At 56.9% G+C, this 11,726-nt stretch carries 12 protein-coding genes and 1 pseudogene; 8 read left to right on the forward strand and 5 right to left on the reverse strand.

Going from position 1 to position 11,726, the window contains the following annotated elements; all coding sequences use genetic code 11:
• The first annotated feature begins 289 nt into the window (after positions 1-289).
• From PVW27_RS20630 to PVW27_RS20640, 3 genes are all read left to right on the forward strand, one after another.
• Entirely contained in the window at positions 290-517 is a 228-nt protein-coding gene (locus tag PVW27_RS20630) for a hypothetical protein (RefSeq protein ID WP_274560960.1), read from the forward strand.
• A gap of 352 nt (positions 518-869) precedes the next feature.
• Positions 870-2,111, forward strand: a complete 1,242-nt coding sequence (locus tag PVW27_RS20635) for a sensor histidine kinase (RefSeq protein ID WP_274560962.1) — start codon at positions 870-872, stop codon at positions 2,109-2,111.
• Positions 2,112-2,244: 133 nt separating this feature from the next.
• Positions 2,245-2,469 carry a hypothetical protein gene (locus PVW27_RS20640; protein WP_274560964.1) on the forward strand — a complete coding sequence of 75 codons (225 nt, stop codon included), beginning with the start codon at positions 2,245-2,247 and terminating at the stop codon, positions 2,467-2,469.
• A gap of 586 nt (positions 2,470-3,055) precedes the next feature.
• On the opposite strand, the gene PVW27_RS20645 is transcribed toward PVW27_RS20640, so the two are convergent.
• A complete protein-coding gene (locus PVW27_RS20645) occupies positions 3,056-3,436 on the reverse strand; it encodes a DUF6481 family protein (RefSeq protein ID WP_274560965.1) in 381 nt (126 codons plus the stop codon).
• Between the two features lie 435 nt (positions 3,437-3,871).
• Here PVW27_RS20645 and PVW27_RS20650 point away from each other — a divergent pair, with 435 nt between their 5' ends.
• The gene (locus PVW27_RS20650; protein ID WP_274560967.1) at positions 3,872-3,994 is read left to right on the forward strand and encodes a hypothetical protein; all 123 of its coding nucleotides are present in this window, start codon (positions 3,872-3,874) and stop codon (positions 3,992-3,994) included.
• 151 nt (positions 3,995-4,145) lie between these two features.
• On the forward strand, positions 4,146-4,919 hold the full coding sequence (locus tag PVW27_RS20655; RefSeq protein WP_274560969.1) for a potassium channel family protein: 774 nt from the start codon (positions 4,146-4,148) through the stop codon (positions 4,917-4,919).
• A 213-nt stretch (positions 4,920-5,132) separates the two neighbouring features.
• Here the strand turns inward: PVW27_RS20655 and PVW27_RS20660 are convergent, their stop codons facing one another.
• A complete protein-coding gene (locus PVW27_RS20660) occupies positions 5,133-5,423 on the reverse strand; it encodes a 5-methylcytosine restriction system specificity protein McrC (RefSeq protein ID WP_274560970.1) in 291 nt (96 codons plus the stop codon).
• Positions 5,424-5,998: 575 nt separating this feature from the next.
• The gene (locus PVW27_RS20665) at positions 5,999-6,385 is read right to left on the reverse strand and encodes a hypothetical protein (protein WP_274560972.1); all 387 of its coding nucleotides are present in this window, start codon (positions 6,383-6,385) and stop codon (positions 5,999-6,001) included.
• A 124-nt stretch (positions 6,386-6,509) separates the two neighbouring features.
• Between PVW27_RS20665 and PVW27_RS20670 the strand changes: the two genes are divergently transcribed.
• From PVW27_RS20670 to PVW27_RS20680, 3 genes are read left to right on the forward strand one after another with little or no spacing between them, the layout of a single operon-like run.
• Complete coding sequence (locus tag PVW27_RS20670; RefSeq protein WP_274560974.1) at positions 6,510-8,051, forward strand: recombinase family protein; 1,542 nt, start codon at positions 6,510-6,512, stop codon at positions 8,049-8,051.
• Positions 8,051-8,941, forward strand: a complete 891-nt coding sequence (locus tag PVW27_RS20675; protein WP_274560976.1) for a plasmid partitioning protein RepB C-terminal domain-containing protein — start codon at positions 8,051-8,053, stop codon at positions 8,939-8,941. The genes PVW27_RS20670 and PVW27_RS20675 overlap by 1 nt, the downstream gene beginning before the upstream one ends.
• Positions 8,941-9,840, forward strand: a complete 900-nt coding sequence (locus tag PVW27_RS20680) for a plasmid partitioning protein RepB C-terminal domain-containing protein (RefSeq protein ID WP_274560978.1) — start codon at positions 8,941-8,943, stop codon at positions 9,838-9,840. The genes PVW27_RS20675 and PVW27_RS20680 overlap by 1 nt, the downstream gene beginning before the upstream one ends.
• A 651-nt stretch (positions 9,841-10,491) precedes the next feature.
• Here the strand turns inward: PVW27_RS20680 and PVW27_RS20685 are convergent.
• Positions 10,492-11,085: a hypothetical protein gene (locus PVW27_RS20685; protein WP_274560980.1), complete on the reverse strand. Its 594-nt coding sequence runs from the start codon at positions 11,083-11,085 to the stop codon at positions 10,492-10,494.
• 185 nt (positions 11,086-11,270) lie between these two features.
• Positions 11,271-11,540, reverse strand: a pseudogene (locus tag PVW27_RS20690) (IS6 family transposase); the annotation flags it as partial.
• Between the last annotated feature and the right edge of the window lie 186 nt (positions 11,541-11,726).

Consider the following 11,726-nt stretch of genomic DNA (forward strand, 5'->3'; position numbering starts at 1 on the left):
CAGTCCTGCCCATGATCGCGTGAAATCACTGCCCGCGATCGCGTGAAACAGGTGCCCGCCTTCCCGTGAAATCACTGCCCACGATCAGCTGAAATCAGTGCCCGCCATCACGCGAAACGCGCATTGATGGATCAAAGATCATCCATTGCCATGAAAATTCTTCAAAAGCGCGGCCCAGATGGAACCGTTTTCATCGGCATGTGTTTTGAACCGGGTCGTAAGTGACCTGAGCGCAATGTGGCGTTTCCTTATCGTCAACCGAGCAAGGCCAATAGCGGAGGTCCCGTTCATGAACAAAGTGATGAGCGCCCCGTCCACGCGGCACAGCCGTCAGACAAACCCTATCTGTGAGGAGCTTTCTCTGGAGCAAGCTCGGAACATTGTGGCCGATCTGGAGCATGTTTCGCGGGAAACCCTGATCGACGCTTGCCGGGTCATCGAGCGCCATGGAACGGTGTCCGAGCGCGCGGATTTCCGGGCCTTGCGCAGGGTGATTGAAACGCAGGGGGGCTGGTAAGGCCCTTCTTTCAGCTGCGGACAACCTCAGGAAAATCAGCGGATAGCTGGTCGATCCACGGGCCCACACGACAGATCTGGATGGATGCAACCCTGCGCAAGCTGCGCGCCCGATGCGGTTCACGTCACGTTGACGGGACCATGCTCCCACGCCGAGCCTTTTGCCGACAAAGGACTTGCAACTCCGTCGGATTAGTATACCTCCCGCCCAAACACTACTTTCAAATGTAGGTTTTAGTCACGGCGTCAGACCACAGCCGTGCAGTTTTCCCTCTCATGGAACACAGGGCGCTCAGTTTTGCTCCCCAGAACCGCTTTCACACGTTGATCGATACTGGAGAATGAGCCGGATCATGGCCAAGAAGAACTATTCAATTGCAGCATTGGGGCTGGTCAACAACGGCACCGATCACCTGCTGTCGAACATCACGCATCTCGCTTCGCGCATGTTGAACGCCCCCGTTTCTCTTGTGTCCATCATCCAGACCGACCTTCATCGGCAGTATATTTCTGCTGGATGTGGCATCCCTCTCGAAAATGAAGATGAGCGCCAGGCCCCGTTGGAACAATCTGTCTGCAAGATGGTGTTCGATCAGAAAAGCCCGCTTGTCATCGTTGATCTGCTCAAGGACGAACGCACCAAGCATATGGAGACGGTGCAGCACTTCGGTTTTCGATCCTATATCGGCGTGCCGATCCACGGGGTATATGGGAAAGTCATCGGCGCATTGTGCTGTATCAAGACCAAACCCTATGCCTGGGCACCTTCGGATGTGGAAGCGTTGGAGCGTTTCGCGCTTGAGATCGACGATATTGTCAGATCACGGGCGCGCGAAATCGACCTTGAAACGACAAACAGCAGATTGAAGAAACTGCTGGCAGCACGAAGCAGCTTCACGTCCCATCTGAGCCATGAAATCAGAACACCGCTGACGGGGTTGGTCGGGTCCATCCGCTTGCTCAACAGCATGAATCTGGATGGAAAAGCGGGTGAACTGGTGCAGGTGCTCAACCGCTCCTCGACCAATCTGCTGGAGATCGTCAACGATACGCTGGAATATGCAAAACTGGACTCCGGGCACTTCAAGGTCACGACGGAACCCTGTGATCTGGGACAGCTGGCGCGTGATATCGCGGCGACCTACCGCGCCATCGCAGATGAAAAGGGACTGACCATCCGGATTGATGATCAGATGGCAGGGTTGATCTTCCTTACGGACCGACGCTCACTGCACTCGGTCATCCAGAACCTGTTCAACAACGCCATCAAGTTCACCGAGGCAGGCAGCGCCGAAATCGCCCTGTCGACCGATGGGGCGGGTGTCGTGACCATAAAGGTGATCGACACGGGCATCGGCATCGACAAAGCCTCTCTCGCGACCATCTTCGAAGAGTTCCAACAAGCCAATCCGCGTATTGCGCGCAAATATGGCGGCACCGGCCTTGGCATGGCGATCGTCAAAAGTCTGGTCGAGGTGATGGGCGGCGAGATCAACGTCACAAGTGAGCTGGGCCAGGGCACGACTTTCACGGTCACATTGCCCCTGGAATCCGTCGGCACAGTTGGCGTTCAAGGTGACAGTCGGGTTGGATGAATACGCGCTCCGCAGAATGGCCGATCCTCCAAGGCTTTCATTATTCTTGCCATAGTCTGATCCAGGTTAGCACCTTCGCAAGCCATTCCATTTTAGATCGACGCAGAAAGTCTGTTTGGCGGAGGGACCGTGCATGAAGACGTTCATGAGCGCTGCATCCATGCAGAACCGTCGGCAGTCGGATGATTTGCCTGAAACGCTTTCCATCGAACAGGCGCGCGACGTCTTGGTGAACCTTGAGCATGTGCCTGAAGAAATCCTGATCCATGCCTGCGAGGTCATCGAGATTCACGGTACGGCCTCCGAGAGAGCAGATTTTCGGGCTTTGCGCGAAGTGTTCCAGAACCGAGGCGACTAGCCGATCCACTTGCGTCACCTTCAAACGGCCGTTCACCTGCTGGCCCGGTAGCGTCCCCGTGATGGACCCCTTGGCCGACCACGCAGCCTGGCGCTCTGCATCACAAGCAAGGGCGCGCGGGGATGGAGGGGCCGCAAAATCCTGCGTCATCGGTCAGGCAGGAACAAGCCACAGGAGGGTGCAATGTGAAAAACAGCAGGTGCTACCATGTCTTGAAGTGGATTGACGCAAATCGGGTCCCTGAACTGGCATTTCTGGCGGTCGGGTCTTTTGGCGTCATCCTTGCATTTGGATATCTGGCCGCAGCGGTTTCGATGCTGATACTGACCAAGCCCCTGATCGCGCTCTTATGTGCGATGATCATCCTTCTGCTTGTCCTTCTGCGTCGCTAGAACACCTTTTCGATCCGCCACGTTCAACAGAACCAGGATTGCGCGAGCGCGGATCGGCGCGACGCAAGCATCGCAAAGCATGCCCTCGGCGCAAACGCACTTTGGGGCTGATGTCCTGATTACCGAAGGCGACCGTGCGATCACGCGCACATCATCGGACGCGCGTCGGTCCGTGATGTTGCGCGGCGGGATGACTATTTGTTTCTTGCCTTGCGATTGGCATAGCGCCGGTCGCGTTCCGCTTTCTGGGCGGCCATATCTTCGATGACGCGGCTGACACTGTCTTTCTGACCCTGTTCACGCGCGGCCTCTTCTGTCTTGAGTGCAGCAGCGGCCTTGGCCTCCTGAAGCGCCGCGGCAGCGTCAAGGCGGTCTTGAGCCTCGCGCTTTTCCGTCTCGCGCGCGGCACGGCGCTCCTGCTTGGCTACGGCCGCTGCAAGGCGCTCTTCCTCACGCGCCAGACGCGTGGGTTCAGCCGCTTCTTTCGCCGCGCGATGCGCTTCGAGACGTGCGGCAATGGCATCGGCGGCGGCGGTCCGGCGTTGGGTATGGTCGTTATCTTTGACGTTTCTCATATCAATGTTCCGTAGAAAGTGTCGTCGCCTGACAGGTCAGGCCGTATGACTTGTTTCAAGAGCAAGAGGGCGATGGCCCCTTTGCGCGATATTTCAGGCCTTGTCCAAGGCGGGCGTGATGCGCCGTGATCCCCACTCCTCGCAGGCCTGAAGGACGGGGTCAATGTGCCGAAGTGACCAAGGTCACGACAAACCGCCAAGCTTGATCACTGCGCAAGGCCCGCGTTTGAACACAGACCTGCGACACTGGCGACGTTGAGTTTGTAAAAATATACTATAGAATAACCTTTTAATGGATCCACGCAGGATACAAAGCCATCTGCGTGACCAGTTACAGAACGAAAGACCGACATTCCCCGCGCAACACTTCCGAAGCGGGCCAATCCACGTAGATTGCTCAGCCAATCTCGATGCAACCCCCACGAAAGGCAGCGCATGAAAAAGATTGATGTGGAAAAAGACTACAAACGCTCGAAATTTCTGATCGTCGCAATGGTGGTGCAGGTCATCGTTGTGCTTGTGGTGATGCTTATCTACTTCGCATGGCTCCGGGCATGATGTCACGCGCGCCCCACAGCGCATAATCAACTCCCCGAGAAACTCACCCTGCCCGTAGTTTGCAGGAAGATGCCGACGAGGTGACTGCCTCTACCGGCCCAAAAGGGGAAAGTCCTCGCCAAAGGCGCGGCAGATGGCTTAGTCATGGGACATGAAGACTTTGCATCACGCCATCCGCCTTCTCTATACAGGACGAGGCCAGACGGCACGGTGGTTCCGCTACGCGTTGGTCAGCTTTGACACGCTGACGATCGTTTACTTCATCATCAGCATCACGTGGCCGCAAACCGGGCTGCTCAGTGCTATCGACACCGCTCTCGGCATCCTGATCCTTCTGGATCTTGCAGCACGTTTCTGGATCTCGGAGGACCGTCGGAAAGAATGCCTGCGCCTCTACACAATTGCCGATCTTCTTGTGGTGGCCTCGCTTCTCCTCGCGCCGATTTTCACCGATGACCTCGCTTTTCTGCGTGTCCTTCGGGGTTTGCGGCTGATCCACTCCTACCACCTGATCCGTGATCTGCGGCGCGACAGTCGGTTTTTCCGGCTGCATGAGGATGCAATCCTCGCGGCGGTGAACCTTTTTGTCTTCATTTTCGTCATGGCGTCGCTGGTCTTTGTTGTCGCATTCGGGAACGCGGCAGGCACCGAAGCCTATGTCGACGCCCTCTATTTCACGGTATCCACACTGACGACGACAGGTTTTGGCGACATCACGCTCACCACACCGGGGGGCAAGCTGTTGACCGTCTTCATCATGGTCGTCGGCGTGGGACTTTTCCTGCAACTGGCGCGGGCCATCTTCCAACCCTCCAAGGTGCGCCACACCTGCCCGGAGTGCGGCCTGAACCGGCATGATCTCGATGCAATCCACTGCAAGCATTGCGGCGAACCACTGAAGATCGAGACCGAAGGCAGCACCTGATGTGCGGACCAAAGGCGAACGCCCCAGGAGCTTGCAAAGACAGATTCCAATCTGCCGGACGGCCCGTCACCATCGGATAGTTTCGCCACCCTCTCATGAAAAGTAGCCCGACTTTAGCCTGAACCGAAGTTTGCAATGTGCAAGTGGCGGATGGGACGGACCCTTCGTCGAACCTTCTCTGCTCTTTAGACATTGAAAACGTAGGCTGACCCTTTACGTCGAGATTTCTGCTAGAGCCTCATCCCCAAGAAGCAGACTTCGAAGTCGATCAATAATGTTTCCACCATTTGCCACATCAATGCTTGCGGTCTCCAACACTGTTTTGTGGCCAGTAATTCGGTGTCGAGCATGAACAAGCTCGTTTACACCCAAACCCGGATGATGTGGGTAAAGAAGCGTGAGACGAGGTGCTTGGTAAAGCTGTGCATAGGCCATCATCTGATACACATCGCTTTGTGAGACACCTTGTTTCGGATCGTCGATACGGGAGGAAACCGTCATCATCGCCCGAGACTTTGTGTGACATGCAGAGGGTTGACGGCAAATCGCTTTCTTCGAGAGCTTCAAGACATCCCATCAGCACATTGCGGATGGCCTCGTGGCTGTTCGAAGTGACGCCTATGGAGCAAGTTGAGCCCACAGACCTTACATCATCTATTCAGACAGACGGCAAGCGAGAGTGGCCATTGGATCTGAAGGCCCGGGTTGTAGCGGAGACGTTGATTAAGGGTGAGACGGTCAAGGGGGTGGCTGGGCGCTATGATCTGATCCCGAGCACTGTATCGGATTCGGGCCTCCTGGCGCAGAGGCCAGTGCTCAGCCGCACCCGCATAACCCTCGAAAACAACGGAAAAATCCGGCCGGAGCCGGAAGGGGAGAACGCTTTCGCGGGGGCAAGTGGCGGTGCTGTCAGACCAATGCGAACCAGTCTCTACTAAAAGGGTGGCACGCGAGAAGACCCGCGGGCCCGCGGGCCATTTCCTAAGTTTTTGACTCTTCGCGGTTTTGATCGAGCAGAGCGATCTCGAACTTAACGTCGCTCTAATCAGGAGTGCCGCATACCTGGTGCGGAACCCCGCCTACTCGTTTTCTCCCACCTCAGAAGCGGAAGCTTCTAAGAGTGCGTCCATGGCCTCGAGCACATGCCGAAGGGTTTCACGAGTTTGGTGAAGTCCCGCCACGACCAGCAGCTCGGAGCGTCCAGACAACAAGAGCACCGCAGCAGCCACCTCGTCCGAGTTCCGAAGAAGCTCGATCAGATGCTCCCCAGCCGGGCCGTGCGACCCCGCTAACCAGTTCTTCGCTGTGCGCTCCGAAACACCCGTCCACTTCATCGCCGTCTTGATCGCCCGGTGGGAACTACCGAGCTCTCGCTTCAGCGCGGCCGAAATCGCCGCCTGGTATTCTAATCGGTCGACCCTCCGTCCGTCTTCATCTGGAAAAGTCTTGCCCATCTTCGGAAACATCTTTCCGGCCCTCCGCATCTAAGCTTGGGTTCTAAGGAATCACATGCCTTCCCGGCATTTAGGCGAATCGTACGAATGAGAGGCTCGGCAGTTGGGCTGGAGGGACAAAAAGGATGAGAGGACCATGGCTCCTGAGGGAGCGCGGCCCAGGCGTGCCGCTCAGTACGTCCGCATGTCGACTGAGCACCAACGCTATTCGACGGAAAACCAGTCTGACGCGATTGCACACTTTGCCGAGCAACGCGGCATCCAGATCGTCCGAACCTATTCTGATGAGGGGAAAAGCGGATTACGGATCCAGGGGCGTGACGGCCTGAGGCGGCTCATAGAAGACATTCAGTCAGGCCGCGCCGACTATGAGGCCGTGCTCGTCTATGACATCAGCCGTTGGGGACGGTTTCAAGATGCGGACGAAAGCGCCTACTACGAGTACATCTGCAAGCGCGCCGGTATCTCGGTCATCTATTGCGCCGAGCAGTTCGAAAATGACGGCAGCCCCGTCTCGACGATCGTCAAGGGCGTTAAGCGTGCCATGGCTGGTGAGTACAGCCGCGAACTGTCCCAGAAGGTCTTCACGGGGCAATGCCGCCTGATCGAACTCGGCTATCGACAAGGTGGACCGCCTGGCTTCGGCCTGCGGCGGATGCTGATCGACGAGCACGGCGCCGAAAAAGGCACGCTCCAGCGCGGCGAGCAAAAAAGCATCCAGACCGACCGCGTCACCCTTGTCCCCGGCCCTCCCGAAGAGATCGCGATCGTCCAGGAGATCTTCCGCGGCTTTGTGGAAGACCGGAAGTCCGAGATCGAGATCGCTGAAGCTCTGAATGGTCGCGGTATCCTTACTGATCTCAGTCGCGCCTGGACCCGCGGCACCGTCCACCAGATCCTGATCAACGAGAAATACATCGGCAACAACGTCTGGAATCGCAGTTCTTTCAAGCTGAAGAAGCGGCGTGTCCGGAATGCTCCCGATATTTGGGTGCGGGCGGAAGGTGCCTTCGAGGGGATCGTCGACCCGGACCTGTTTGCCGCAGCCAACGCCATTATCGGCGCGCGATCGAGCAAGCTCACTGACGACGAAATGCTTGAGGGGCTGAAGGACGTTTTCGAGGCTCAAGGATACCTGTCGGGCCTCGTCATTGATGAAACCGAGGCACTGCCCTCGAGCAGCGCCTATCGTTCGCGCTTCGGCAGCCTGCTGCGCGCCTATCGGCTGGTCGGCTACAATCCCGACCGCGACTATCGGTACATCGAGATCAATCGGCGCCTTCGCGATCTCCATCCGGACATCGTCGCCGAGACGATCGCCGGTATCGAAGCCGCTGGCGGCCGCGTAGAACGTCATTCCCAGACCGAGCTGCTTTCCATAAATGGAGAGTTCACTGCTTCGCTCGTCATTGTCCGGTGCAGCGAGACGAGTGCGGGCTCGCTCAGATGGAATATCCGCTTCGACACGAGCCTTAAGGCCGACATCACGATCGCCGTCCGCATGAATCATCCCAACAGGCAGCCGCTCGACTACTACCTGCTCCCGAGTCTCGACATGACCCTCCCGCGCATCCGCCTGGCGGAGAGCAATGGGCTGTCGCTCGACGCCTACCGCTTTGACACGCTGGACCGCTTGTTCGACATGGCGGTCCACGTTCCCGTTCCGGAGGTTGCGTGATGCCTGCCCCCAAGCCCCAGACAGCCGAGTTGATCCCGCTCGACCGCATCACCGTCTTGAACCCGCGTGTTCGCAATCGGAAGGCCTTCGAGGAAATCGTACAGAACATCGCGGAGCTCGGACTAAAACGCCCGATCACGGTTGCCGAACGTGAGAGCGCCGATGGTCCGCGATACGATCTCGTCTGCGGACAAGGTCGGCTGGAAGCCTTCCAGGAACTGGGTCAAACTGAGATCCCCGCAATCGTGATCACCGCCAGCAGCGAAGACTGCCTCGTGATGAGCCTCGTCGAGAACCTGGCTCGTCGCCAGCACAGGGCGCTGGATCTATTGCGCGACATCAAGGGGTTGAAGGAACGAGGGTATTCAGAGGCTGAGATTGCACAGAAAACGCATCTGTCACTGAAGTACGTCCGTGGGGTGGGGAAGCTACTCGAGAGCCGCGAGCACAGACTGCTCCGCGCCGTCGAAAGCGGGCAGATCCCCGTCAGCGTTGCCGTCGACATCGCGGAAGCCGAAGATACTGCGGTTCAGGACGTTCTTCGTCAGGCCTACGAGGACAACCTTTTGCGCGGCGGGCGCCTCATGGCGGCGAAACGCCTAGTGGAGGCGCGGCAACGCCATGGCAAAGGTCAACCAACCGTGGACAGGGCATCGCGACGCTCCCTGTCAGTCGAAAGTCTGCTTCGGACTTATCAGAACGACGCCGAGAAAAAGCAGGTCCTGCTTCGCAAGGCGACGGTGACCCGAAACGAGTTGATGTTCATTACGGAAGCGCTCCGCAAGCTCCTAAACGACGAGAACTTCGTCACCCTTCTCAGAGCAGAGGATCTTGCAACCATTCCGAAGAACCTGTCCGACCGTCTCGCGGCGCGCGCGGGAGTTATCTGATGGCGCGCGCGGGACGCCATAGGCCAATCGGCATCGCGTTCGAGCAGGACCTCATCCGCCTGCCTCTGGATCGGATCTGCCCACTCTACGCTGTTCGGAACGAAACCAAGGCCACAGTGAAGTACCGTCAGGTCGCCGCATCCATCAACGAAGTCGGCCTCGTCGAGCCTCTAGTCGTCGTTTCCGACAAGTCCGATCCGGGAAAGTACATGCTGCTCGACGGGCATGTGCGCCACGCCATCCTGATGGATCTCGGGGAGCAGGATGCGCCGTGCCAGGTGTCGACGGACGACGAGGCCTTCACGTACAACAAGCGCATCAGCCGGCTGGCGACCATCCAGGAACACAAGATGATCCTGATGGCGCTCGAGCGTGGCGTTCCCGAGGGTAGGCTGGCACGAGCGCTCAACCTTAACGTCAAGTCACTGCAGGAAAAGAAGCGGCTCCTGGACGGGATCTGCCCGGAAGCTGCGGAGCTCCTGAAGGACAAGCAGGTGTCGCTGACGGGTTTTCGTGTTCTCAGGAAGATGAAGCCTATGCGCCAGATCGAGGCAGCAGAGCTCATGGTCGCAATGAACAAGTACACCATCAACTACGCTCGGTCGCTCCTCGCGGCCACGCCGGCAAGTCAGCTCATCAACCCGGAGCAACCAAAGGCCGTCAAGGGCATTTCTCGACAGCAACTGGAGCTGATGGAACGAGAGTCGGCGAACCTCGGGCGGGAACTGCGTCTCGTCGAGGATACCTACGGGACCGATCACCTCGATCTGGTCCTAGCGCGCGGCTACGTCTCGAAGCTCATCAGCAACACGCGCATCACGCGGTATCTCGAGATGTATCATTCCGAGTTCCTGCCAGAGTTCGAAAGGATCACGGAGACGGAGGCGCTGGCCTCCTGATCCTAGTGGGATCGGTCAATTTCGACCGAACCACGACGGGGACCCGGACCCATAGAAGCGCGGGGACCGCAGGAGACGCCGCACAATGGGGCGGATCAAGTGCGGCGGTGGGGATGGCGGCGAACCCGCTCGGAGCCCACCAGGCCGGGATTATCCACTTGGCCATACATGCGAAAATTACCTCGCAACGAACCGAAGCACTTGACCTGGCGGAAAGGTGCTTCGGCTCTACAGTCAGAGCCCGGGTGCACGAGGAGGAAATCAATGGTCGTAACGCTGAAACATACGCCGGATGCCACCTTGTCTCGGACATATCGACGCCAGCGGGTAAGACACATCATGAATGCCACGCGATTGCCTTGTTGTGGTGGTACGCCCATCCGACGGTCGCGAGTAAAAGAGAAATGGCTTACAGCCACCAGTGAAGGGCTCTACGTTAGCGCCTTCGAACCTCAAACGATTTGTGCAACAGGGCCGTCATCCGGCGAGGCTACGAAACTGACCTGCCCGCCTCAAGTGATTTTGCTCTGACAGAACATCTTGAATGGGTCAGGTTTGGTTGTGTTCCGACGCTACGTGGCCGCCCTGCCTGCCTCAACCGGAATTCTTCTGACAAAACTCGCTTCTGAAATTCTGACCTTAGAAATCATATTAAATAGACAGGCCTGAATTACGAACTTTTAATCCCAAAATATCGAAAACCTCAGCTCGGTATTTTTCTCTATTTATGTAATCCGAGTAATGGCGTATTTGAACTATTTTCGCATCGTCTGGCAGCGCTTTTTTAATCAGTTGCGTTGCAAGTCTACCAAGACCAAGAAAAATTGAATTTTCCGCACCTAAAAGCCGAACTTCTTCCTTGAACGAATCGAAATGTGGCTGAAGTGCGCTCGGATTCTCCCTAATAAATTCAGCAACCTTGAAGCTGCTGACTTCTGGAAAATTCTTCAGAATGTCAGTCAAGTAACACCCCCACATCGGCGTGTTACGAAACGCGTATCTAAGCTTGTAATCCTGTCCACGCGGATTAGGTGAATGAAAATTGCTGAAAGTTGGAAATTCACGACCCCCAGAAACATTAAGACCCACCGCGACGTAGTCAGAGTGAAGAACTTTACGAATATCGGGGTGAGCTGCAAAGTCAAAGATGGTTAAATCACCAATATTTGACTTAGGCTTTTCCCCTTCTGCTGCCCAAACAGCCCAACTGCTGCACCAGCCATAGTTTTCAGAAATGGACCGCATCGTGTTATCATTTATTCGCAACTTGCAACCTCCGAAAATGATCTACCTCTTGCATAAATCAACATTCTCCAAATTATCATCTACACGCAATCAGCCTCGCCTGACGATGCCATGAAATCAAGGGTTTTATCGGGTGCTGGCAGGCCAATGCGAACCAGCCTCCGCGAGGACATTGACACTGTCCCTTATGCCGCGCCGAGACCGCGCCACTCGGCCACAGCGGCGGCGCGGTCGAGCTTGAAATCGTCGCGTGAGTAGAGATTACGTTCCTGATTGACATGGTTGTGAACCGAGGAGTGGTCAACGGCGAATCCCTTCAAACATCGCATCTGTCGAAAGCGGAGCATCGCTTGCTCCCGTAGTCGAAAAGTTAGGGGGGAATTCTCCGCTCGGTTGTTCATCCAGGGCCACACTTCTTGTCTCGGTGCGTTGCCAATGAGCTTCATCGCAACGCCTTAGCGGAGCCGGCCGTCAACTGATGGCTCAGTGTCGAGTTGATCAACACTGAATTCCGTGGCACTGTCAACGGCGGAGACAAAACCGGCCACGTGGCGGCGCAAAAGTAGGCCAGTGGCGGGGCACTAAGCGCCATGGCGCGTGCGCTCCCCAAATAGTTGGCATGTGCCATGGCGCATTGGCCC

Source organism: Seohaeicola sp. 4SK31 (assembly GCF_028802875.1).
Lineage (GTDB): Bacteria > Pseudomonadota > Alphaproteobacteria > Rhodobacterales > Rhodobacteraceae > Seohaeicola.

Coding starts and splice junctions, on each gene's coding strand:
- PVW27_RS20630 (WP_274560960.1), top strand. CDS start 290: ATGAACAAAGTGATGAGCGCCCCGTCCACGCGGCACAGCCGTCAGACA.
- PVW27_RS20635 (WP_274560962.1), top strand. CDS start 870: ATGGCCAAGAAGAACTATTCAATTGCAGCATTGGGGCTGGTCAACAAC.
- PVW27_RS20640 (WP_274560964.1), top strand. CDS start 2,245: ATGAAGACGTTCATGAGCGCTGCATCCATGCAGAACCGTCGGCAGTCG.
- PVW27_RS20645 (WP_274560965.1), bottom strand. CDS start 3,436: ATGAGAAACGTCAAAGATAACGACCATACCCAACGCCGGACCGCCGCC.
- PVW27_RS20650 (WP_274560967.1), top strand. CDS start 3,872: ATGAAAAAGATTGATGTGGAAAAAGACTACAAACGCTCGAAATTTCTG.
- PVW27_RS20655 (WP_274560969.1), top strand. CDS start 4,146: ATGAAGACTTTGCATCACGCCATCCGCCTTCTCTATACAGGACGAGGC.
- PVW27_RS20660 (WP_274560970.1), bottom strand. CDS start 5,423: ATGATGACGGTTTCCTCCCGTATCGACGATCCGAAACAAGGTGTCTCA.
- PVW27_RS20665 (WP_274560972.1), bottom strand. CDS start 6,385: ATGTTTCCGAAGATGGGCAAGACTTTTCCAGATGAAGACGGACGGAGG.
- PVW27_RS20670 (WP_274560974.1), top strand. CDS start 6,510: ATGGCTCCTGAGGGAGCGCGGCCCAGGCGTGCCGCTCAGTACGTCCGC.
- PVW27_RS20675 (WP_274560976.1), top strand. CDS start 8,051: ATGCCTGCCCCCAAGCCCCAGACAGCCGAGTTGATCCCGCTCGACCGC.
- PVW27_RS20680 (WP_274560978.1), top strand. CDS start 8,941: ATGGCGCGCGCGGGACGCCATAGGCCAATCGGCATCGCGTTCGAGCAG.
- PVW27_RS20685 (WP_274560980.1), bottom strand. CDS start 11,085: ATGCGGTCCATTTCTGAAAACTATGGCTGGTGCAGCAGTTGGGCTGTT.